Genomic DNA, 25407 nt, shown 5'->3' with positions numbered 1-25407 from the left:
TTATTGAACTTCGAGATAGTCGAAAACGACATCTGACGCACCCTTTACCGCCACCTTGTAGTGGCCGGCATTAATCTGCGTGGCGGTGGTGGTGGCAATGGTCTTGAACTTATTCGGTGTCGGCGGGAACGTGATGTCGCGGTCGACGACGAGCGTTCCTTTACTGTCGGCAACCTGCAAACGTCCGGCTATGGCCGCAGCGGTAGTGTTCTTATAGCGGAACCGCAGCGCATACTCGCGGGCAACGCCGGGCGTGATGGTCCACAGCGCGGGACCGGAGGCCTTGTATCTCACGGCGGGAAAGGCCTCGCTGTCTTTCGGCAGCAGGGCTTTGGGATAGCGCGAAAGGGTGTCCGTGTCGAGATTCCGCCAATAATCGGCCGTCAGTGGCGACGATGGCAGAACCGCAGGAGCACCGCCGCTGCCTTTACGGGCTATGGCAATGGCACTGATGACGGCCTCACCGGCTTTCGCTTCGGGGAACCGTATGTCGATGGCTCCATTCCGGCCTCTGACGAAGAAGGTCTTCTTCAGGGCTCCGGCCCATCCCGCTTCGGCCCAAATGTCGAGGTCGCTGACAACCACGCTGTCGTTGATGGCTACGGAGAAGAGGCGCTCTCCCTCGCTGTCGTCGCCGACAAGATTGTCACGACCCAGCCAAGGCTCAGTGAAATAGAGTTCCACACGGTACACGCTGTCGCCGCCGACGCGGAACGAATAAGTCAGTCGGTCGCGCCCCCAACGGAAATAACGGAACAAGTCGGGGTCGGTAGTGCCGTGAATATTGTCGCTGATGTGGCCCTGCGAGGCCGTAAACGGACTTATCATCGCCGTTGCGGAGTCGGTGCTATGGCGGTCGGCGAAGGGCTCTGCCCACGAGTGCGACCACAGACGGGAGTCCTGCGCCCACACGTTGCCGTACTTATCGCGGTATGCGTCGCCCCCACAGTTGACACGATATATATAGGTGTAGCCGGCGGCGGGCTCCGTCGAGACTGGGTTCATGTCGGCGGCAGTACGCAGGAGCGTGTCTCCGTGGCATCCGTCGTGGCCGGAATGCGGTCCATAGAGGCGTTGGTACATATAGAATCCTTCCGTAGGCTGTTCCCACGGCGACAGAAGGCCTTTATAGTTGAACGGTCCCACCTTGTCAATCCGGCGCAAAGCCTCATCGGGTTGCACACGGCCGGGATTGTCGTGCGACACGAATATCCACTGGAAATGACCGCAGACGCTGTCGCGGGATGCATAGGCCAGCGTCGCTTTCTTATGCAGCAGTGACGCGAAGGCATCCTCCGAATACTTGGGAACGGTGGCCGTGGAGGCCACGCAGCCTCCGTCAGCCGTTGCCGCACGAAGTCCCAACGTGCGCCAAGCGCCGTATTCGCCGTTCAGCAGTTGGTCGTCGTGTTTCAGCTCCTGGCCGTAGTTGTCGGCCGACCCGCCGTAGGTGCCGCTCCAGTTCTGCACCACGTTCCAGTCGGTGCCATTTCCCCCATTGCATGTCGTGACCATCCGCTGGTCGCGGGAGGTAGGGTCGAGGTCACGGATGATGGCTGTGCACTCCTCAGCAAAGTCCTTAGGCAGCACGCTCTCGTTCTGCAATCCCCAGAGAATGATGCTCGGCGAGTTGCGGCGTTCCTTTATCCACTGACGCAGGAAAGCCTTGAAATTCTCACGAAACTGGGGAGTATCATACCATATATGTGCCGAGAACTGACTCCAGAAGAGCATTCCCTGCTCGTCGAGAAGTCGCTGATAGTAAAGGTTATGGGGCTGATGGGCTTCTCTGAAGGCATTGAATCCGGCCTTGCGCATCATCTTCACGCGTGACGCTATCTGCTCGTGGCTCCACGAATGGCTGTTGCCGAAGAGATGCTCGTAGTCGCACGTGCCGTTGATGAATACTGGATGACCGTTGAGGAGGAACTGGCCGTGGTGGTCGGAGGGTGACCGTCGCGCGGGCCAGGAGATGCTCCGGTAGCCGAATTCGGTCTCGGTAGCGTCGGTGGTGCGGCCGTCGCGCTTAATCATCGAGGCCAAGGTGTAGAGGTAAGGGTCGCCGATGTCCCAGCGATGGGCTCCTGACGTGGCCACCGACTGCCGGATGATGATGGACTGTCCCGCCCCGACGAGGGTGTCGACGGGCAGACGGAAGAAGGTTTTTCCGTCGCTCTGGTTCATCTTACTGACAAGTTGGATGGGTGCATCTGAGGTGCCATAATTGTGTATTTCGGTCTCTATGAAGGTACTGTCGCAGGCTGCGTTGCTCCACACGTGGACGCCGAAGGGCTCTATTCTCACCTCATCGGTCGCGACGAGGGTTACCGGACGGAAGATGCCAAAGGGCTGACTGCCCTCGGAGAAGCCCCATTCCGATGAGCATCCGCCGCACACCCACGGCATGTCGGTAATCATCTCGGGATGCTCGACAGTGATTTTCAGCCTGTTTTCGGTCTTCAGATAGGGTGTAATATCGAGAGTCAGCGTCGTCCGCCCCACCCCACGACGGTCGAAAGTGTGGCCGTTGACGGTCACGGTGGCATAGGTTCCGATGCCTTCAAAGTTCAGGAAATAGCGTTTCCCGGCCTTCGGCGCAGCGGTGAAAGTCTTTTCATATTCGGCTGTACCATGCAGATTGCCGTGGCGCAGCTGCCGGTAGCCATAGTAGCTGTCGAAGTTATGCGGTACCGCCACGTCGTGCCATTGGTCCTCGTGGTACGCAAGTGGCTGATTGGACGATGTCACCCGTGCTCTCCAGCCATTGTCGAGGTCGGTCGTCAGGCGCGGACCATGCTTTTCCAAGGGCGGGAAAGCGACGCTGCTGCGTCCCATCGGCTCACTCGTAGCTACGGCTATGCCGCGTTGTCCGCCCTTGTCGACGGCACAATAGAAATGGTATACAACTCCGTTATGCTTCACAACGTAACTTTTGTGAGCAAACATATCGTCGTAAGGCTTTCCGGGGACGATAAGATCGGGGCCGTTCCAGTCCTGCCAGTGGACGAGATCGCGGCTGACGGCGAAGGTATTATAGGCATTGTAGGGTCGGGCGGGATTGTAAGCAGCAAAGTAGAACATCACGTAAAGGGTGCTGTCGGCAGTAGAGAGTCCCAATTTTGCGATGTTCATCTTCACTATCTGCGCATCGCCGGTAATCATTCCGGCCTGTTCGTGGCTGTAGACGGGATTACCACCGAAGCGATGCCAGTGGCGCATATCGGAGCTGAGGGCGATGCCTATGCGCTCGGCCTTGAGGTGATTCTGCGGGTTTACGCCTCCGGCATTGTAGAACATGACAAACGGAGAGCCCAAGGTCCGCAGACTGTCGTAGTAAACCGTACTCTTATATTGGGTCAGTGTTTCCCACCACTGGGCCTTTTTGTCATTATATGAGAGCACCGGCTGCGGCTGGGTTTGCCATTCGTGGGCTTTCGTTACGTAGCCATCTGTCGATGCCATGCCTATGCTAAGCGGCTCACGCACAGCTTCATAGCCGGTACCGGCACCGCCAAAGTACGACATCCAATGCTTTCCTTTGTATTGTTTCATCGAGTAGGAGCCGTCCCACGCCCAGTCGATGAGTGCCGGATAGCCCGCCCGCTGGTTTCTGTCCCATCCTTTGGATTGATACGACAGCACCCTTCCGAGCGTCGTCCAGTGCAGGAGGTCGGTCGAGGTAGCCAGCCACGTCTCGTAGCCACGTCCGTTGAGACCGTCGCTGCCGTTGTAAACGACGTAGGTCATAAACCATTTGCCGTCCTCGTTGTATACCATCGGACAGTCGATCTTGTGGCTGTTGTCGGCGGGAGCAACCACAAGACCGTATTTAAACGGGGTTTTGACCTCGTTATATATTGCTTTCATGACCGTGTCGGGCACACTGGCTATCAGTCGGCAGGCCGTAAACAGCAGACAAAATATTATCGTTTCTCTCTTCATCGTATTCGTGTTGCGGTTCCACACAGTTGGCTCCGTCATCTCCGGCAGGGTTTCTTACACAACTGACAGTTCCGAATCATATTTCAATATTTTCCTTGCAGCGTATAGAAATAACACCTGCCGGACTGTTAAATTGTCTCTTCAGCGCATTATGACAGTAGTTTTAATGTTTCCAAATGACACATTTAGCGGCTGCAAATGATACATTCAGCACTCTCAAACGATACACTTAGCGTTCCCAAGGCGCCGTTTCCGCATTCCGATTGCAGCGGGGTTAGTGGAACAACCAGTCTATCGACTTGTCCGACCCCGACAGTCCGCAGTCACGCTGAGCGGGCTCGCTGTCGGCAAAACCGAGGATAAGGAGTATTCCTTTGGGCAGCGAGAGGGTGTGATGCCCGGCCCCGAAGTGATAGGGATGGACGTTCACCTGCGGCATACCATCAATCTGGATTGCCGATGTGAGCACAGCCTCAGCCTGACCGTAGTCGTTGGCCGATGCATCGGTTTCCAATTTTGGGGCCGGAGCGTACTTTATCTGGTCGTCGCGGAAGTATCCCACAAGCAGGGTAACGGGCTTTTTAGCCGTGAAATCAATCACGGTGGCCTCTTTTTTCATATTCCAATACGACAATGGCAGGGCCTTCAAGCCCTCCAATTCAGGGGCTACGGCCGTCACGATACTGTCAATATCGGTAAACAGACGGGTACCCTTGGCTATCTGCCGGAATTCGGCAGCGGTTCTCTTAGGCTCCTGCGATGCACTATTACCGTCAGGACGGGTGATGAGAACGACGTTCTGCACGTCGGCATTGCGCAGGGATTTTATCTCTTCGGCAGTCTCCTTGTACGTCCCCGCGGCCTTAGCCTTGAGCATGGAAATATTCTTTTTAAGGTTTTTAAGTTCCTTTTCATACTCCGGGAGCAACTCCGCCCACGTCTTCATCTTTCCGTTGTCGCCACCGATAGGAATACGCCTCTGTGCCGTCTGCATACTGTTGGCGTAGAGATAGTTATCCTTCGTCAGGGCGACGAGGCGGCGGTAGTGGTCCAGACTCTCCTCAAGCAGGGGGACGGCAGCATCGAGCTCGCCGATATCCTTGCCCCATTTATAGTTCAGGACGTGGAGGGCAGCCCTGACCTTCAGTCCGAACGAGTAGGCAAATTCGCGATAGCAGTGCATATCATTGCGCAGACGATCAAACTCAGCGACATTCCTCGTGACGTAAGGAGCCGCTGAATCGATGGCAGCCACGGCCTTCTCGCCGTGGGCAATGGTCTGATTAACGATATCGAGCGGCAGTTCTCCCTTGTGAGTTTGGTGTTTCCACTCCTTCTCGACATACTCTATCAGCTTCTCACCCTCCGGTCCGCAGCTCTCGTAAAAGCCCGGATAGATGGTGTATTTATATGGATTGACGAGCTGACTCATAAACATTCCGAGCAGCAGAGTCTGCCTGTTGCCCTCCGTAATGCCGAATCTGCGCAGCAGTTTTGGGGCTATCTCCCCACTCTCGTCGAGGGCTTTGCGTATGAGATCGGCCCCACGGGCATCATCTTTTTCACCCGTTCCGTAGAAATCGGCGAGTCTTCCATCCCAGTAACGGGCCTCATCGACGGTGTCGCGACGACAGTTCCATGCGTATCTTCCCCACACAGCATACCACATCCAGTCGCGGTCAAGCTGATACTCACGGCCGCCGCCGGGCAGTTTATCGGCACTGTAAGGCCAGTCCCAGTACGATGCCTGAGGATAGAGATGCAGGGCGTTGGCGTGATGGACATCGTGCATAGCCTGCACAGCCTTCTCGGTAAACCTCGGCGATGCCCACCGCCACGGTTCCAGATTGGCTAAGATATGCACATTTTCGATATGTGTCGTACCGAGAGAGGCCAGTTTCTGGTGTATTTCCGACCACGGCCCACGCGGCTGATAGGTCGTCAGCGACTCGCCATTGTACTTATGCATGGTGTACAAATTCCTGTAGATAGGCAGCGCCGCCTTCATAACTCTCTCGCAGTCAGTGTCGTGAGCACGGAGGAGGATAGGCGGTTCATCGGTTCGGCCGAGAGCTTTGAGACCGTCCTTTACTCCCGGAATGATTGTCTTGGTGAGCCATTCGACGTCATCATCGTATGTATCCATGGCCTCACCGAGACACACCAAAAGTCCCACATTGGGATATTTCTCGATGAAAGCGGCTATCGACTTCCGCGTATAGTCGCTTATCAGCGGCGTGATAGGGCGGTGGCGGTCCTGCGTCTTTATCCCATAGTGGTCGGCGAAGGGCTTGCTGACGATAATATTGTAGAACATCTGGATGACACAAATTCCCCGTCGCGCTGCCTCCTTGGTGAGAAAGGAGAACATTTCCTCGTTTTTCGCGAAGGTGGCGCTATCGACTTCGACAGCAAAAGGATAGTCTTTCAGTCGCACCAACGACGCAAACGGATGTCCGTTCCACAGATACAGCGAGTTCATCCGGTTGTCGACGAGCATGTCGAGGTACCGTATCCACAGCTGTTTATCGTAGAACCACGGGAAATTCTCGGGTGTATAAGGATACTCGTAGACCCCGTGCCCGGGCAGATAGGTTGTCTTCTGAAGTCCCACACAAGCCCCACGGAGCACCATTTCGGGTGCGTCGCTGACCACAGCGGGCATCTTCAGACTCCCCGTCCGGCGCGCTCTGTCGGCAATTTCGTTACAAGCGTAAATCACACCGCTGCCGTCGTTGCCCATGACGCGTATCGTCTTGCCGTGGCTTCTGATGGTAAATCCCTCACGTTTCAGGCCCGTTGTGTCCTTAGCCAGAACTAAGGAGACGCGGTAATCGGCACCGGACCCGACTATTGTATATCCCAGACCGCTGAGCTTTTTTTGCAGATATTCAGCGGCAAAGAGCTCCCGGTCCGACGCGTTCCGCTCCGTCGTGATACTCACTTTCTGTGCGTTGGCAGTGAGATTGGTGAGGAAAACAATCAGAATAAGTATTGCTTTGATTTTCTTCATCATTTCAGTTTTATTTCCTTATAGGCTATTCGCAGTCGCCGCCACGTGTAAACGACATGCAGATTGCCGTCGTTTCCCTGTATTACGGCGGGATAAGAATACTGATCGACAGGACTGTCCTCGAGTGTGACATAAGGGCGGAAGTGCTCCCCGTCGTCGCTGATAGCGAGGCGGAGCGGTGTCCGCGGCCCTTTCTTCGTTCCCATAACAGTCTCAAAATCATTGTAAACGAGCACATGACGGCCATCCTTCAGCGTCACCGCATCGGTTCCACTCTGGTTGTTGGGAATGTCGGTAAGCGTCACCGTCGACCACGTGTCGCCATTGTCGCGGCTGTACGACGTCGCCAACTTGCCGTTATGGGTACGCATGAGAACTTTCAGCCGACCGTCGCCGAGGCGTAGAATGCTTGGCTGAATGCACTTTATGGGGTGCATTTGGCCGTCGTCGGTGAGCAGGGCCGAATCTGCCGGCACCGGTCCGACATACTTCCACTGCTTCGTTTTCACGTCGTATATCTCCACATGGAACGTCCACCACTTCCCTTCTGTGCTCGACGGACATATCAGCCGGTCGCCGATGAGCTCCGGTTTGTTCTTCACCGGACCGATAAATCCTTTCGGCAGCATCTCCTTGCGGGTCCACGTCTTTCCGTTGTCGTACGATTTTACGACCCATCCCTGCCAGTCGGGGACATCCTTTCCTATTTTGAAGAAGAGCAGAATCTCACCGTCGGGCATGGTGAAGAGCACCGGATTCCAGCAGGCCTTACGCTCGGCAGCTCCGCTTTTCGTTCCTTCGGCAGTGCCGGAGAGTACTCCGTCGGCCACTTTCACGGGTGCATCCCAGTGGTCGGCGCCTTTTTTGCGGCGGCTGACCCATATCGAGCAGTCAGGATTCCGCTCCCACGTGCCACCGAAATAGGCCGCGAGGAGGTCGCCGTTCTTCAGTTCGGTGATGGTAGAGGCATGGGCCGAATAGAACGGGGCATACTCATAGAGAAACTCATCGCGCAAAATCTTAGCGTCCTTATGTGGAATAGAGCAGTCGAAAGTGTAGCTTCCGCTGCCCACGTTCTTCACTTTTCCGTCGGGGAGCCACACCTCCGCCGTCGTGTTTGCGGGTATTTCGACATCCCAGTGGAGGCGTTCGAGAGTCTTGTGCCATTGGCTTTTGACCGTTCCGTAGGGTGTCTCGTAGCTTGCATCGATACTGAAACAGTCCTCAATGCCGAACGACGGCCGCAGGACGATGTGCTTATAAGCCGTACTTTCGGCCGTCTGCCTTATTCCGGCGAGGTACTGATAGCACCATGTAAGGAGGTCGCCGAGGAGCATGACGTGGTTTCCGGAGTTCATCGACGGGTTTGCCTTATCGCCGTTCCACAGCTCCCATATAGTCGTGGCACCATTCTCGGTCATATATCCCCACGAAGGATACTTGCGCTGAGTGGCCAACATGTAGGCCACATCGGCAAAGCCATTGTCGCTCAAGCCTCTCATGAGCCAGCTGATGCCTATAACACCGCATGTCACATGGCCGTTACCGGTAACTATAATATTGCGTACAACGTTCCTGACGACATCATCTTTCACCGAGTCGGGGACTATCCCGAAAGCTAATGGCAACAGATTTGCCGTTGCCGTATTGTTGCCGTAGAACACGCTGTCGGGGTAAAGCACATGACCGGGGCGCACCGATGTGCCCCTTTTCACGGTCAGGAAACGACGGTTGAAAGCCTCCGTCATAACTTTCTGACGTTCAGAATATTCAGCTATATCGGCTTTAAGAACCACCTCTTCAGCCGCATTGCCGCAGCGGAGCTTAATCTCCGCAAACTTCTTCATGAGCTGCAGCACCCTTATGGCGTATGCCGTCGAGATGAGACTGCCGTCGGTCTGCCTCGCGGGGTCGTTCGAGTGAATCATCGTCAGTTTCTCCGGCGGCACGCACCAATCGCCATATTTATCCTTGATAATGATTCCGTCGTGCTCATATTCGGTAATCATGTGGTTCAGCCACTTCCTCATCGCCCCATAGCAGTCGATAATCGGCTGACTGTTGCCGTACTGTTCGTAGAGCATATCGCAAGCGAAGGGAAACACCGCCGGCCACGTCATATTATCCTCATAGTAGTTCCAGAAAGCCGGTGTGACATTGGATATGGCCCCATCCGACCTCACCCCCTCAGCAATATCGCGCATCCACTTGGTGTAGAGGCGCTCATTGTCGAACAGGAACGACTCGCCGAGGCAGCCCACGGTGCGGTCGCCGAGCCACGGCTGGCGCTCGTTGCGCTGCGGACAGTCGACGGGCATGCCCTTATAGTTGCTCAAAATGCCCCACCTGGCGTTGCGCAGCACCTTGTTAAGGATACTGTCGGCGGTGGCGATATGGCCCGTAGTCCGCATCCTGTCGGCTACGACGCAAGGCACGAAATCGTCGACAGAGGCATTGCGCAGACCCGTGACGTAGACGTATCTGAACCCGTGGTAGACGAACGAAGGGAACCATTCGCGGCTCTTTCCGTTGCAGATATAGACATCCTCAGCCTGGGCGTTGCGCAGATTTGCCGTGTAGAGGCCACCGGCAGAGTCGAGTTTCTCGGCATATTTGATGCGGATTGTATCGCCGGCATTGCCGCGGACACTCGTCAGAACCCATCCTGCCATATTCTGTCCGAAGTCGACAATCACCCCATTGCCCCACTTCCGCATCGACCGCTTGTCCACCGGACCATAGCCGACAACCATGTTCGGCGTCATCTGGGCACGCAGAGTGCCCTCCGGAATGGCAGCCCGCTGAGCCTGATACCATCCGCTGTCGTCGAAACCCACATCGTTCCAGCCCTCGTGTTCGAGCCGTGAGTCGTACACCTCACCGTCGTATTCGTTGGCCGAGAGGACGGGGCCGTCGGTCGAAATCTTCCATTTCTCATCCGTAGCCCATATCTCCCGCTTTCCGTTGGCGTACTCGACGATAACGTTGATGCGGCACTTCGGCAGTCCGAAGTAGGGCGTCTTGTATGGTTTCTCCTGCCTCGGTGGAAACGCCCTGCCAGCCTCAAGGACGATGGCAAGGGCATTCTTAGAACCCGACTGCAACTCCTCGGTAATGTCATAAGTGTTGTAATAGACCGTCCGACGGTAGTCCGACGGCACCGGCCGCAGCACCTCACGATCGCCAATGGACTGTCCGTTGACGTAGAACTCATAGAGTCCGAACCCGGCAACATAGGCCGTAGCCCTTACTATGGAGTCGCGGGCCGTGAATTCACGTCGTAAGTACCTCGCTTTCAAGCGCGTATGCAGGCCCACGGCATCGGCGTCGACAAGACTCTCGACTCCTATCCACCGCCCTTTCCAGTGGGTTTCGCCACGCAGTCCGATGCCAAACGTCTGAGCGTCGCTCCAGTCCGACTTCCCTTTATTCGTCGTTATGCGCACTTTCCACCACGCCCGCTGGTTGTCGGCGAGGCGAACGCCACCGTAGGGAATCCACAGTTGGGCATCCGACGCTACCAGTCCGGAGCGCCACAGGTCGCCTTCCCCGGCATCGAGCTTTTCCTTTGTCGATGCCACGAGAATCTCGTAACCCGTCTGGACGGTATTCTTCCGGTCCGATTTTGTCTTCCACGAGAACCTCGGCACGTCGACATCGATACCCAACGGACACGTAAGTCCCTCAACCCTAAGGTCGTAGAGCGATATTCCACTGGCAATGGTGCGCAGCGGAAGAATCATCAGAAGTAAGATGATAAGATTCTTTTTCATACTGACAGTCGTTATCTTATGGCAGCAGCCGTTGCCGCCGGTCATTCCTCAAGGTTCCTTTCGTCTCCGCAGGCGGTCCTCACGGCAATCGATTTCTGATTTTTTCCGATATAATTCTTGTCGGCATCGACGGCTATAAGCACCCCGTCGTTGGGCGTTCCCCTATGTGGATTCTGCTGGAAGAAAGTTTTCGTACCATTGTCGAAGGTGCCTATGAACGTCAGTGCGCCCGTAGCCGCATCCATCCACCACACATTTTTCTTCGCCCCACTAATCTTCCTCATGTCGACGGGCATAGGATCGCTGTTGTAGTCGTACACCATCAGATAGTCGTTGCCCCTCGTGGCGATGAGCCGGTCGTTGTGTTTGCCGTTGCGTCCGGCAATAATCGTCTGGTCGGGAACGCGCTCAAAATAGGGGAACGAGAGCATAAGGTCCTTCACGAACCGCATCTGGTTATAGCCAGGGTCGTTGAGAGCCGTATACCACGACTTCTCCATTCCGTTGCTGCCGTAACCGGTTATATATCCGGGCTTGAGCATCTGCATAATGGCGTTGTGGCCATAGGTGTGGCCAAAACTGCCGGCAAAGACACTCCAGTAGGCATAACGGCGCACGTCGTAGTCCTGCCACCGCTCCTCGTTGGGGTCGTGGAGGCCCTTCGGAATGTCCTCATAGCTCGGCTCATCGTCGATGACGGGTTTCACGGGCCCATGCGCCCATGTCGAGTCGACATACATCCAGTTGTCCTCCTCGGTACTGTCGGGGATGGGATAGTCGGCGTTGCCCATGCGCTGACCATACTTGCGATGGCCGCTCTGGAACATGTGGAAGTCCAACCACGGGGCCTTACTCCACCAGCGGGCCGACGTATAGCGGCCGCGGGGGTGGTAGCTCATGAGGTGGTTACGGTCGATGGCCTTGATGGCAGTGGCCATAGCGTTCCACACCTCAGGGTGGATGTCGCCCTTGATGTCGCCACCCATAATCCAGATGATGTTCGGACAGTCCTTATATCGCTTGGCGAGGAACTGCCCATAAGCCTTGGCCTGAGCCGCATTGATACGCCCATCCTGCACCTGAGTGCCCCAGATGGCCACCATTCCGACGTATATTCCGTTGTCGGCAGCAGTCTTGACGATATAGTCGAGGTGGTCCCAATAGGAATAGACACCGTCGGGATCGGCCTTCGTCATGTCCCATCCGTGGGGATTCGACACCTGTCCGTAGAGGTTTATCGAAGGCACATCGTTGAGCACCTGAACCTGAACCATATTATATCCGGCATCGTGGCACTTCTTGAGATAGTAGGCCACCTCGTTGCGGTCGAGGCGTTGTGGCAACAGCCAGCCCGTATCGCCGAGCCAGAAGAACGGCTTTCCGTTGGCAAACTGGAGGAAACGGTTATTCGGCGACACCATCAGCCGGCCGTTGTCCCATGGTTTCGGACTGCCGGCGAGGGCTGTTGTCGAGATTGCGGCAGCAGCGATGGCCGACAGAAGAACTCTCCTGAATATCTTTCTTTTTATCATAATTTATCTTTGTCTTAATACGTATGTCGTACGGTTTGTTGCGTTAGAGTATGCGAAGGGTCTGTCCCGGCACCGTCGGAATGTCGTAAGTCCATGACCGCGGGACACTTACCTCTGTCAGACTCGCGTCGGAATGGCTGACGACAGCCTTCGGTTGCGGGAGGGCGAAGAACGCATTGGGATTGTCGCCGTGGGCACGGCGGTAGCCTTTCAGGGCCTGGGGCAGGCGCAGCCGCAGGTTGCCGCCGAGGGCCGACCGGACCGTCAGCGCCGTTATCCTGCCGTTGGTCCACTTCATGTCGACGATTTCGAAACCGCCGCGGGCCTTCAATCCCTTCACCTCACCGGTGGCTTTCCATGCGTCGGGGAGCGCCGGCAGGACACTCACGCACCCATCGTGGCTCTGGAGGAGCATCTCGCTGATGCCCGCCGTACACCCGAAGTTGCCGTCAATCTGGAATGGCGGGTGGGCATCGAAGAGGTTACGGTAGGTGCCGCCCTTCTTCTTGTTCGTGCCGTAGGCCACATAGTGGTCGTCGGTGAGCGTCAGCTGATCGTGGATGAGCTTATAAGCGTGGTTGCCGTCGAGGAGGCGCGCCCACAGGCAAACCTTCCAACCCATCGACCATCCCGTGCTGGCGTCGCCACGGTGGACGAGCGACGTGCGGGCAGCCGAGCAGAGCTGCGGAGTGCGGTAGGGCGAAATCTGACTGCCGGGGAACAGTCCGTAGAGATGGCTGACATGGCGGTGATGGTCGGCGGGGTCGTCCCAGTCGTCGAGCCACTCCTGTAGCTGTCCCCAACGGCCTATCTGCATCGGCGGCATAAGGGCGAGACGTTGCGCGAGGTGAGTGCGTAGCGTGTCGTCGACACCGAGAATCCGGCTTGCAGCCGCGACGTTGTTGAACAGCTCATAGATGAGTTCGTTGTCCATCGTCGTACCATAGCTGAGCGGCACCTTGCCCTCGGACGAGGGATGGGTGTTCTCCGGCGACACCGACGGCGATATGACGAGCCATCCGTTGCGGGGTTCCCTGATGAGCATTTCGTCGAGAAAGCGGGCCGCACCCTTCATTATCGGGTAGGCACGGACCAGGAAATCGCGGTCGCCGGTGAAGAGATAGTGCTGCCAGAGGTGGGCCGAGAGCCACGCTCCACCGGTCATCCACATTCCGCTCGCGGCGTGGTCGATGCCTCCCGTGACCCTCCAGATGTCGGTATTGTGATGGAGCACCCATCCGTCCTTGCCGTACATCGTGCGCGCTGTGGCGGATCCTGTCGTACTGACCTCACGGATAAGCCGGAACAGAGGCTCGTTGAGAGCGCTGAGATTCGTCGGCTCGGAGGGCCAGTAGTTCATCTCGAGGTTGATATTCGTGGTGTATTTCGAGTCCCACGAAGGGAACATCTTGTCGTTCCATATACCCTGCAGGTTGGCGGCCTGACCACCGGGCTGCGACGAGCAGATAAGGAGATAGCGGCCGAAGGTGAAGTATGTGGCACAGAGCCAGTTGTCGTCGGCACTGCGGAAGGCGGCGAGACGCTCGTCGGTGGCCATCGACGGATGGCTGTCGGCACCGAGGAAGAGCGACGCACGCGTAAGCATCGATCGGTAGATGGCCACATGACGGCGGCGGGCAGAGGCGTAGTCGTGGGTCATGGCCGTGCGCAGCTGGTGCTCGGAGCGCGCTTTCTCGTCGCCGCTGATGTCCTTATAGTTCACGAAGTTGGTGGCAATGGCGATGTATATCGTGGCCTCGTCGGCACCCGTGACGGTCAGGATGCCGTCGCGCGACGACAGCTGTCCGCCCTTCGTCGAGGCCGTCATGCGCCCCATGAAGCGTACTTTCCCCTTGCAGCCCTCGAGTTTTGAGGTCACGCCCTGGAGCGTCACCTCGTCGCCGTCGCTACTGATGATAACATCGTCGTGGGGCGAGGCGAAGTTGGCGTTGAACGTTATCCGCCCCGGCCGGCTCGCCGTGAGGTGGATGGTGATAACGCTGTCGGCAAAGGATGTGATAACCTCGCGCTCGTAGTCGACACCATCGGCGGTATAACGCGTTAGGGCGCATGCCGAGTCGAGGCTGAGCTCGCGGTAGTAGCGGGAATAGTTGGTGGCACCGGGTGTGGAGATGTACACGTCGCCAAAGGTCTGATAGGCCATGCCCCAGTTTGTTGCCGACATCACCTTGGCCGAAGCCATCGCCTCGGCCTCACGGTAACGGCCCTCGAAGAGCAGCCGCTGGATGGCTGGTATGGCCTCGCGGGCCTCGCCGTTGGCGTTGGCGTTGGGCTGACCGGACCATATCGTCTCCTCGTTGAGACCAATTCTCTCGGTGGCCGGAATGCCATAGACCATCGCACCGAGTCGGCCGTTGCCTAAGGGGAGGGCATCGGTCCACACCTGCGCCGGCGACTTGTACCATAGTTTGTACTGTGCCGCCGACGGCAGTGATGAGATGAGTATGATAATAAAGGCTGTAAGGGCCAAGATAGATTTCTTCATAGGTTGCGTTTAATACTAAGACGAACGAGAAGGAGTTCCGTCGTCGGTCGAGGCCGGATATTTTCGTGACGGGAGGCAGATTGTTCGGCAGCAGCAATTACTCCATTTGAGGCTCACATCATATAAAATCCCCAACGAACTAATAACTGTTTAAGACCTAACAAGTTACATATAACCGGAAAAGATAGAAGTAACATAATGGTAACAATAATCCAATTCTGTTCCACATGTGTACTTTCGTTTCTTATACTTTGAAAAGATACGCTTGTTGTTTGGATTGCGCAAGATAAGCCATTGAAAATAGCTTCTACGAAATAAGAATATTTCGGATTTACATTTGGTGATTGTTTCGGAACAAGAGCTCGTAATGTGTGGTGATGCTTATGGGCAAGAAATGAGAAGCAAAAAATACAATTCTTTTCATCATTTTGACAATATAATTTATAGCCTCATATTTGCCTCACATCATTTCATTTCACAATCCAATCCTTGACCGTATGCGTGCTACTGTCGAAATTGACGGCAACCTTAGTGACGGGATAACCCGATAGCGAAAAACGCGACGGATAATCCTTAAGATTGATTTGCCGCATTGCTGCCTCTGCAGTGGAATCAAGCTTGAGTTCGAAAATATACAGATGCCGGTGGAATATCATGGCAACATCTATACGCCCCTTTGCCGTGTGGACTTCTACATCTGCCCAAGCCCCCATAAGCGTGAAGATGATATATAACACCTGCTGATAGTGCCCTTCGTAGTTAGTATTGTCGGTATAGGGTATTGTCAGAAGAAACTTCTTCAGGAGTCCCATCATCCCGTCAATATCGTTGTTATACAGGGCACGACCCATGTTGACAATGGTGTTGTTCGTAGTAAGTGTATCAGGCGTTATATAGTAAGGTATCAGCGACCTCATCAGTCCAAGTTCTACCTCATGATTGGGGATGTCAAGCTTATAACTGTCAAACATCTCGTCATAGCCCTTGATGGTGATATATCCGCTCTGATAGAGCAAGGGCGTGAGCGAGGTCATCCTTTCTGTCGGCGCATCAAAATCCTGGCTTTGGGCATCCATGGGACCCAAGGCCGTGGGGAGGACATTGAACTTCCGCATCATGTTGATGAGGTAGGTGGGTGTACCGGAACTGAACCAGTAATCGGTTATCTTCCCGTCAGAAAAGCAATTGAGCAGGCTGTACGGATTGAAAATGTCGGGCGATGGCCATGTGAAATGATAACCGTCATAATTGTATGCCAGGGCATCGAGGACTTCCTGATGTGACTTCTTCATCCGTACAGCAAGGCTGTCTATATCCGGCGACATCTTGGTGAGAAGCTCCTCCTTGGTGATGCCACAGAGAGCAGCATACTTCTCATCCATGCTGATGTTCTTGATGTTATTGAATTCAGAGAAGATACTCAACTGAGAAAACTTTGTAATTCCGGTAAGGAACACAAATCGAAGCATGGGCTCACTCTTCTTTAGCGGACTGTAGAAGTCGCGCATCACCTGTCGAAGGTCGTTCAAGTTTTCTTCTTCGTGGACGACGTCGAGCAAGGGCGCGTCGTACTCATCAATGAGGACGACAACCTGCTGTCCTGTCTTCTTATATACCTTCTCAATAAGATTCGACATGCGGTCACTGACATCTTCCGGATGGTCAACAACACCGAAGTCCTCTTCTTGTGCACTAAGCAAGAAGTCCAAATGACGCAATAGCCGGTCTTTACCCATGTGCTTGGCACCGCTCAGGTCAAAATGAAGCACTGGATATTCATTCCATTCCTTTTCCAAATTCGCTATAGCGAGATTCTTGAACAGGTCTTTTCTACCCGCAAAGTAGCTGTGCAAGGTGGATACAAGCAAAGATTTGCCAAACCGACGAGGCCGGCTGAGGAAATAGAATTTTCCGTCCTGATGGGTCAACTGGTAAATCAAGCCGGTCTTGTCGATATAGACATAATTCTCCTTTCGGACAGTCTCGAAAGTCTGTATCCCAATCGGATATCGCCTTGCTGTTGCCATAGTTTTGTTTTTTCTGCAAATATAGTCCAAATCGAATGAAATACAAAATAAAATGCGTTTTATTTTTATTTCCGAGGTGTAAGACAGCAACAAAAATACCAATGATTCGTAATATTGAAGGTAACAGGACGGAGACAAAGACAACTTTGCGCAGCATCAAGACTGACACAAACGTAAAGATTATTCAAATCAAATTCTCGAAATGGCCACTCGTGTTATCCATTGATACTCAACGACATACAAGAACATGCCGTTTTGGGTTGCAAAACGGACCGTTTTAGCTTGCAAAACGGACCATTTCAGGCGATGAAACGGACCGTTTCGCAAGCCCAAACGGCATGTATTGGAACGCAGTAAAGATTTTTCATATAAATCAGATGATTGGTTTTGTGGAGGTATGATGACTGAGATGGGATTGGATGTGAGGCAGGACGTGCGGTTTTCCGACTGGAGAAGAATTTAGTCAGGCAGAGAGAAGGCAACAAAAAAGGTTCCGCAGAAAATCCACGGAACCTTTTCCAATATTAAATATCACTTTTCTTACTACCCCGAAGGGAGGTCGTCATTCGGCCAGCGGGTCGAAAGTACCGAGCGAGCCGGTATTGTAGTCGACCCATCCACATGTCTGCGGCAGACGTGTGTTGGCGTTGCTGACAGCCTGATTGAAGCCGAGGAAGTAGTATTTCGGTCGGAAGTTGATGAACTCAGTGATGTGATTCTGGTCGTAGGAGTCGCCCTTCTTCATCTGACGGACGAGGTGCGTGCGGTACCAGTCGGCGAGATCATTCATCTGCTTTGTCAGTTCCTCACCCGAGAGTCGCAGATCGACACCGGCAGGACGAGCCTCGTTCTTCAGCGGGTCGGTGTCGGCGGTGACACCACCAGTGCCGAAGCTGTCGGCCACACGGAAGACCATATTCTCACGGCGCTGTCCGTTGAGCGGCTTGACACCGAGCCATGTGCAGGTGTTGCCGCCCCATCCGGTCAGTGTCCAGTCGGCCGGTGCGCCCTCAGGCTGATGAGCTCCGCCATCGTAGAGCATCCAGCGGCGCATGTCGTCCATACGTTTGCCCTCGTAGGCGAATTCAATCTGACGCTCATAGAGGATGGCACTCATGCACGCTGCCTGGTCGCCGGTGAGATTGTCGGGCAGTCCGTAGTTGTTATCGGCGGTGTAGCCTGCACGCTCACGAATCTGCTGGAGCAGGCTGACAGCCTCACCCATCTGTCCGGCACCGCAAGCAGCCTCGGCGAGGTTGAGCAGTACCTCGGCATAGCGCAGCTCGATGAGCTGTGCGCCGCTGTAGGCAAAGCCGCCGTTGGAGGCTGTGGCCTGCCACTGATAGAGCGGTGAGCCGTTGACATCGAGGTCGTCGCTCTTCTTTCGGACATATACTCCCGACTTGCCGGAGTTGAGCAGTCCGTCGGCAAAGTAGTTGTTGGTGTTCTCAGGATCGGTGTTGCCGTCAGCATTGAGATACCAGCAATAGTTCCACAGCACATAGTTGGGACCATCGTTAGGATACAGCGAGTTGGCCGCGGAGGCATCGCCCTGATAAGCCCAACGGAATCCGGGGAAGGCGAAGGTGCGGTAGAAACGCGGGTCGCGGTTGAGGAACGGCAGACTGCTGTCGTAGCTCACGCTGGAGGTCTGGAGCTTTGTGTAGGTGCCGGTGCCTGCCGGAATCTTTCCATCCGACATCGGGAACATGTCGACGAGCATTGCCGAGGCGTTGAAACCGGAGCCGGTGGTGTTGTGAGGACGTATCCAGCGCTCCCAGGAGTTGTTCTTCTGGTTGTCGAGACCGTCGCCAGCCACATTATTATATAGGGTCACGAACACGGCCTCAGGGTTTACACCGGTCTGGAGGAACATAGCCGCGAAGTCGGAACCGTTAACATTCTTGCCACTCTTATAGAGGTGGTAGCCGCAGGCATCGATGGAGTCTTTCTCGGCTTTCATAGTGTTGTAGGCCGATGTCCAGCGCTCCTGATCGTTGGCGCGGTTGAAGAGCGGACTCGCCCAGAGCAGGAGCACACGGCCCTTGAGGGCGAGTGCGGTGCCGGTGGTGATGCGCCCGAAGTTGCCGCTGTCCCATCCGCCGTTCATAGTGTATGGTGCGAGCAGCTTAGCCGACATATTCAGATCGGAGATGATGAAGTCCTTAGTGGCACGGGCCGACGAACGTTCGGTGAAACTCGACTCGACAGGGTCCTGAACGTCAGTCACCAATGGCACTCCGCCGTACCACTTCATGAGCATATAGTAGCACCACGCACGGAAGAAGTAGGCCTGACCGAGGGCCTTGGCCTTCACGTCGTCGGCGGCACTGTGGCTCTTCACGTTGGTGATGAAGTCGTTGATGTTGCGGATGCGGCCGTAGACGCTGGCCTGGATGTTACCCTTGTCGCCCATGAACAGGTCGGGCACCTGGTCTGTTCCCACCGAGGAGGTGAGCTCCTTCTGCGGATCGAGGAAGACGGAGAAGCCTGAATACTCCTCTGTCGACTTGCCGGACATATCGTTGGTACCCTCCGACGGCGACTTCCAGCGCTGCACATCCTGCACGTTAACGTCGGGCAGCGACCACGAGTAGAGGTCGTTGAGGCGTCCGTTGATACCGCTCTCGTAGTTGTAAATGTCGGTATTGACGTTGTCGAAGTTTTTCTTTTCGTCGATGAACTTATCGCTGCACGACGCGAGAGCCATCATGCCGGCGAGTCCAAGGACTGCATATCGTATTACTTTCATTGCCTAAATAGTTTTTGAGTTATGTATAAATAATACCCTTCACGACTCATCAGAAGCTGACATTCACACCGAGAGTCCACTTACGCAGGTTCGGATAGTTGCCGTAAGTGCCTGCATACGGACTGTAGAAGTTGTCGGGATAAGGATTGTAGAAGTTGATGAGGTTCTGTCCCGTGAGGTTCAGACGTACGTTCTGGATACCTATTCCGAGGGCCTTGAGCCAAGCCTTCGGCAGCGAGTAGGCCAGGGTGAGGCGGTTCAGAGTGACCTGAGCGGCGCTGATGCGCCAGAAACTCGATGCCACGGTGTTGATGCTGTAGCCCGGATTAGGCAGGCATGCATTGCGGTTGGCAGCCTGGATGAGGTTGCCCTGGCCGTCGTAGACGTTCTGATAGACAAAGACATTGTCGGGATTCCAGAACGATGGCATGTTGGTGTACTCGATAGCGCTGGCCGTCAGGGCCTGGGCCGGAACGGTGGTGTAGCCACCCCAGTGGGCACCGAACTGCAACTGGAACGACAGTCCCTTCCATGAGCCGCCGGCATTGAGGGTGAATCCGTAGATATTGCCGCGGTGGCCGAGCTGCACCTGGTCGTTGTCGCGGTCGACAATGCCGTCGGGGCCGTCATAATATATATTACCGTTGGCATCGGTATGCTGCGAGCCGCGGACATCCTTGTATATAAGCATTCCCGGGCGGACCTGATCCTTGCTCATGCCCATGTAGGAAGTGATGTGGTACTTGGTGAAGTACTCGTCGATGTCCTGGAACGAACGGAACATGCCAATGCACTGCATACCCCACGTTCCGATGTCGGTGCGGCCGTTGCGCTGTATCTGGCGATAGTAGAAATTCTGGTCGAAGTCCATACGGAGCACCTTATTGTCGGAGTAACCGGTATTGATTCCGATATTGTACTTGAAGTCCTTGCCAATCTTATCGCGCCATCCGAGAGAGAGCTCCCATCCCCAGTTGTCGATCTCACCGTTGTTCGACGCTGCCGACTGTGTACCCACCGTCGACGGAACGGCCTGCAGGATATTGATAAGCATGTCGCGGTTCCACTCACGATAGAAGTCGAGGCCGACGCTCAAGCGGTTGTTAAGGAAGCGGTTATCGATACCGAAGTTGAACTTATACGACTTATCCCACGTGATGTCGCGGTTGACAGCCGAGTTGTTCTTGTTGATGGTGATGCGGTTGCCGGTGTCCTTGGTGTAGTCGCCGAAGAGCACTCCGCGGTTCTTATCCTGCGCGTAGACCTGCATCCACTGCCATGCCGTGGTGTTGTCACGACCTGTCAGACCGAAGCTGGCACGGAATTTGAGGAAGTTCCACCACGGCATTGCCTTCTTGAACCATTTCTCCTCAGAAGCTATCCAGCCGATAGATGTTGCCGGGAAGTAGCCCCAGCGGTTTTCGGGACTGAACTTCTGCGATGCGTCGGCACGCATGAGGAACTCGAAGAGGTAACGGCCTGCGTAGCTGTAGTTTACGCGTCCGATGTACGAGAGGGAGCCACTCTCCGACCGTGTGAAGACACCGGTCTGCGTTCCGTCGGCAGAATTCGACTGACCGGTGGTGAACTCATAAGGATTCGTGACCGAGCTGCGCTGGTATTCGCTCTCGGCCTCGCTCTTCTCTATGGAGAACAGGGCCTGGACATTGTGCAGGCCGAAGTCGCGGGCGTAGTTGACGGTGAAGTTCATCTGGTAGTTGTCGGTGCGTACGTCGGTGCGGGCGAGGTAGTTGCCGTTGTCGTACTTATGGGCTACGAGGTTCGTCAGATCCCATAATGAGTAGTCGTCGCTGCCGTCAAGAGGGCTGTAGAGGTGTGAGCCTGAGCCGTAGCGCTTCTGCATATTATATATGGTGAAGTTGGAACCGTACTCGTTGCCCTTGTTGGTGTTGATACTCTTGCTGTACTGGAACGACACTTTCAGGCCTTTGAGGGCCTTGCTCCATCCAAAATCGTAGTTGATATTGGCACCGATATTGAGGTTCGATGTCATCGACTTCGAATAGTCGCCGTCGTTGATGAGGAGGTCGTAGTTGTAGCGCTGGTTCTGATTGGCCTCGCTGTTTGTCGGTCCGTAGTTGAGAATTGGGTACTCGTCGTTCTCACCGATGTACTCCGGCAGATAGTAAGGACGCATCAGCAGCAGGTTATACTGCTTCTGGTCGGAGCTACCGCCAACCTTCACGTTGCCCGTATTGCGCTTGCCGTAGTCACCGCTGATAGTCACTCCGGCTCCAAGCCACTTCGAAATTTTCACGTCGACGCCCGCACGGTAGTTCCAGCGGTTATAGTCGAGGCGTCCGAGGTTACCGTCCTGGTCGAAATATCCTATTCCGGCGAAGTAGTTGACGCGGTCGGAGGCACCGCTGATGTTTACGCTGTGCTTCTGAGTGAAACCGGTTTTCCAGTATTTGTCGAGCAAGTCGTTGTTCATTCCCTTCATCGCCTCAAGCTCATCGGCCTGGAAGAGGCCGGTAGTATGGTCGAGGGTGGTGTTCAGAGGGTCGCGGGCGGCAATCTCATTGTACAGCCGTCCGTAGTTGTAAGCCGACAACATCTTAGGTGTTGCCACTGCATCGGTCCAGCCGTACTGTCCGCTATAGCTGATGACGGGCTTTCCCATTTTTCCCTTCTTCGTAGTAACGAGGATAACACCGTTGGCGGCGCGGGCTCCATAGACGGCTGCCGAGGCATCCTTCAGGACGGAGATGCTCTCAATCTCGGCAGGGTCGAGGTTGTTGAAGGCCTCTGCGCCGAGGTTCTGCTGGACGTTGCCGACCTTCACATCGTTAGGATAGATATATCCGTCGATGACGAACAGCGGCTGCTGAACGGTCGATCCGATATCGCCAAGGGTGTTGGCAGTACGGATGGTTATACGCGCTGCCTCTCCCGGCTGCGACTCTCCGCCCGACACGCTGAGGCCGTTGACGAGGCCGGAGAGCGTCGAGGCGAGGTTGCCGGAGGAGATATCCTGTATCTCGTCGACCGGAATGCTCTCGACAGATCCCGTGAGGTGAGCCCTCTTCTGGGTGCCGTAACCGACGACGACAACCTCGTCGAGGTCGGTGTCGCCCTCTTTCAGCATTATACGGCCGCCTTTAGTGGAGATTTGCTTGTAGCCAACGTATGTCACGGTCAACGTCGTTCCCTTAGGCGCGCTTATCGAATAGTTACCGTCGAGGTCGGTAACGGTGGCTTGTCTTGTCCCAGGCACGTGAATGGTGGCTCCGATGACGGGATCGCCATTCTCGTCGACGACGGTTCCCTTTATCGTTGTCGTATTCTGTGCCATTGCCGGAATGGCACATGTCAGTGCCAGTCCGAACGCTAATGTCTTGATATTGTTTGTCTTCATGACCTATAGTCTTAAGTAGTTTGTTACTGAGCCGACGGCAACCACCGCGGATCGCCGTTGCGACTTGCTATTTGGTTGGCACCGCTGACGGTGAAATCGCCATTGGCAGCGTCCTTGAAGCCAGGATCGCCGGCAACGATTGTACCCGTCTGATCATACTGAGCCTCACCCGTCCACGTCGTTGGGTCGGCGGCATCGGGCATCGTCCAGGCATCCTCACCGTCCATAACATAGGTATTGGAGGTGAAATTCTTTATTCCGGCATCGCTCCATGAGCCTCCGGCAATGAACCTGCGGACGAACTGTTTGTTGCCCGTGTCGGCGATGATGTTATGGTCGAGGGTGAAGGTAGCGAGGTCGGTGCGGCGCAGACCGTCGTAGTTGGCCACCTGACTCTTCTTTACGACATTATAGAATGTGCACTGGCGCAGTGTCACAGTAGCCTTTGAATAACCCGTACGCTTAGGACCGCCGGAGTTGTTGTAACGGATGAAGTACTTCATCTCGTTGTCGGAGGTGTTGTAGAACGTAGAGTTCGATGCGGTGAAATCGTTGATGCAGGCTCCGTTATTGTACATATTGAAGTATGAACCCGACCCGTGGCCGCTTGCAGTGTTAAAGTGGAACACGCTGTTATCGACAAGGAAGGTATGAATACAGTACTGAGTCTTGTTGTTGTTAATCACTTCGTCGGTGAGATTGCTGACAAGGCAGTTTACAATCTTGACCGGGTCCTCAATATAATAGAATCCCTTGTCCGACACGGTGTTCTTCGTTGCAGGGTTAGGCTCGGCATTCATGAGTATCAGAGGGTTAGAACAGTTCGACCCATCGATAACAACGTTCTTCAGACTGAAGCCTCCCTTAATCACGAAACTGGCATCGGCACCCACGGTGATGGTCGCACGGTTGCTGCTGGTGGTCCTGATAGTCACAGGAGCGTTGCCGAATGTGGCATTGGCATTGAGCGTATAGTGACCGTTTTCGACGAGGTCGAGGGCCACTTCGCCCTTATCCTCGGGCAGGGCGTTCTGCGATAGCCACTCGGCGATGTCGGAACCGTCGGGTATTGTGGCGTATCCGGGGAGATAGGACGAAAAGAACGCCGTTGTCGTCTCAGCCGCATCGCTGTTGCCGAGTTCCTCATTGCCCACCGTTCTGATGGAGAACGAATAGTTGACGTCCTCCGTTCGCGGCACGACAAGGGTCGTACCGTCGACGACGGTGTCGCCCACCACGACGACAGGATGGCTCTCGTCGCTGACGTTAAGAACCGAGCAACAGTATCCACCGGCCCCGTAGACAACAGGCCAGGAGATGGTTGTCTTCGTACCATCGGCATTTGCCGTGAAGACAATGGAGTCGGCAGCCGGCGACGACAGTGTCTGTCCTGTCACACCACCGCTGAACGTCTCATCGTCATAGCCGTCGACAGCACACGATGCCAATGCCATTGCAACGAAAGCTGTTGCGATAACGGCGCCGAAAGCGTGTCGCTGATAGAGATGTTTCATTTTCATAATCTATTGGTTTTGAGTTTATTAGTCAATATAATTGGTTTTTGGATTGATTCACTATCATCATTTTAAGGTCGTAGGAGCAGGCTCCGACTGGAAGATTCGTTTCAGATAAGCGATATTTTCGCCAAAATTGTACTTCACGTCGCGCACTCTTTTCACATCCCGACTGCGCTCCACGACGAGCCATCCCGACCACCTCAGCTTGTCGAGGGTCCGCTTTATGGCTACGAGGTCGACCGCCGGATCGTCCTTGAGCAGCACTCCGTCGGTGTTGGAAGCGTGGATCTGCACTATTCGCCGACGTCCGAGGCACCGCAATTCCTTACAGATGTCACGGCCATTATCGATGGCATCCTGGAAGCTATAGTATATTTTTATGCCGTCGCTGCCTATCTCCTTGAGCAGACGGCGGGCGGCCTTAGCATCGAGGGCCGTCCTTATTCCGACGATGACCCCATTCTTCTGGGCCATACTACCGATGACACGGAGCCGCCGGACGAGCTCATCATGCTCGCTGCCGGGGCGTTTCCATCCTTCGCCACAACCTCCGAGGGGCAGAAAAGCCACCTTACAGCCGAACATCCGCATCGTTCTGAGGCAGTCGGCGAAGAGGTCCTGATAGTTGTCGCGGGCTATAAGACTCTGGGCGAAGAACCCGCTCATCGCCACCGAGGCCACCGCGACATGCAGACTGTCGGCAAGATGGCGGAATTTGGCGGCCTGAACTCTGTCGCGAAGCTGGTTATCAAAGAGTACGCGCTTACCGAGCGGTCCCATATCCATCTCCACACCATCGGCCCCGAGCTCACGAGCCAGCGCAAACTCACCAATCTTCTGTCGCTTGAGCATCATCCAGTCGCAAGCCGCAATATGGTATTGCTGCGCGAAAGAGGGCAGTGACAAGAATGTCACAAGTAGGGAAATGGCTATATTTTTGACCGTCATTCAGGTAGAAATAGTTTT

The 25407-nt window shown here is 55.0% G+C and carries 10 protein-coding genes; all 10 read right to left on the bottom strand.

The window, feature by feature from the left end:
• Nucleotides 1-3942: a malectin domain-containing carbohydrate-binding protein gene (locus LDN30_RS02225; RefSeq protein ID WP_223929420.1), complete on the bottom strand. Its 3942-nt coding sequence runs from the start codon at nucleotides 3940-3942 to the stop codon at nucleotides 1-3.
• Between the two features lie 274 nt (nucleotides 3943-4216).
• Nucleotides 4217-6955: an alpha-d-galacturonidase gene (locus LDN30_RS02220; RefSeq protein WP_223929419.1), complete on the bottom strand. Its 2739-nt coding sequence runs from the start codon at nucleotides 6953-6955 to the stop codon at nucleotides 4217-4219.
• Nucleotides 6955-10728 (bottom strand): family 78 glycoside hydrolase catalytic domain, encoded by a 3774-nt coding sequence (locus LDN30_RS02215; protein WP_223928611.1) that lies wholly within the window; start codon nucleotides 10726-10728, stop codon nucleotides 6955-6957. Before LDN30_RS02215 ends, LDN30_RS02220 begins: the two co-directional genes overlap by 1 nt.
• Before the next feature lie 41 nt (nucleotides 10729-10769).
• Nucleotides 10770-12260: a glycoside hydrolase family 140 protein gene (locus LDN30_RS02210; RefSeq protein ID WP_373316474.1), complete on the bottom strand. Its 1491-nt coding sequence runs from the start codon at nucleotides 12258-12260 to the stop codon at nucleotides 10770-10772.
• 43 nt (nucleotides 12261-12303) lie between these two features.
• The gene (locus tag LDN30_RS02205) at nucleotides 12304-14766 is read right to left on the bottom strand and encodes a glycoside hydrolase family 95 protein (protein WP_223928610.1); all 2463 of its coding nucleotides are present in this window, start codon (nucleotides 14764-14766) and stop codon (nucleotides 12304-12306) included.
• Nucleotides 14767-15236: 470 nt separating this feature from the next.
• Complete coding sequence (locus LDN30_RS02200; protein ID WP_223924980.1) at nucleotides 15237-16793, bottom strand: PD-(D/E)XK nuclease domain-containing ATP-binding protein; 1557 nt, start codon at nucleotides 16791-16793, stop codon at nucleotides 15237-15239.
• 562 nt (nucleotides 16794-17355) lie between these two features.
• Nucleotides 17356-19545, bottom strand: coding sequence for a RagB/SusD family nutrient uptake outer membrane protein (locus LDN30_RS02195; RefSeq protein ID WP_223928609.1), 2190 nt, complete (start codon nucleotides 19543-19545; stop codon nucleotides 17356-17358).
• A gap of 49 nt (nucleotides 19546-19594) precedes the next feature.
• Nucleotides 19595-22924 carry a SusC/RagA family TonB-linked outer membrane protein gene (locus LDN30_RS02190; protein ID WP_223928608.1) on the bottom strand — a complete coding sequence of 1110 codons (3330 nt, stop codon included), beginning with the start codon at nucleotides 22922-22924 and terminating at the stop codon, nucleotides 19595-19597.
• 23 nt (nucleotides 22925-22947) lie between these two features.
• Nucleotides 22948-24444: a DUF4992 family lipoprotein gene (locus LDN30_RS02185; protein ID WP_223928607.1), complete on the bottom strand. Its 1497-nt coding sequence runs from the start codon at nucleotides 24442-24444 to the stop codon at nucleotides 22948-22950.
• Nucleotides 24445-24504: 60 nt separating this feature from the next.
• Nucleotides 24505-25389: a sugar phosphate isomerase/epimerase family protein gene (locus tag LDN30_RS02180; protein WP_223924972.1), complete on the bottom strand. Its 885-nt coding sequence runs from the start codon at nucleotides 25387-25389 to the stop codon at nucleotides 24505-24507.
• Nucleotides 25390-25407 lie beyond the last annotated feature (18 nt).

Source organism: Prevotella lacticifex (genome assembly GCF_019973375.1).
Lineage (GTDB): Bacteria > Bacteroidota > Bacteroidia > Bacteroidales > Bacteroidaceae > Prevotella > Prevotella lacticifex.
This window is presented reverse-complemented; position numbering and strand designations above follow the sequence as displayed.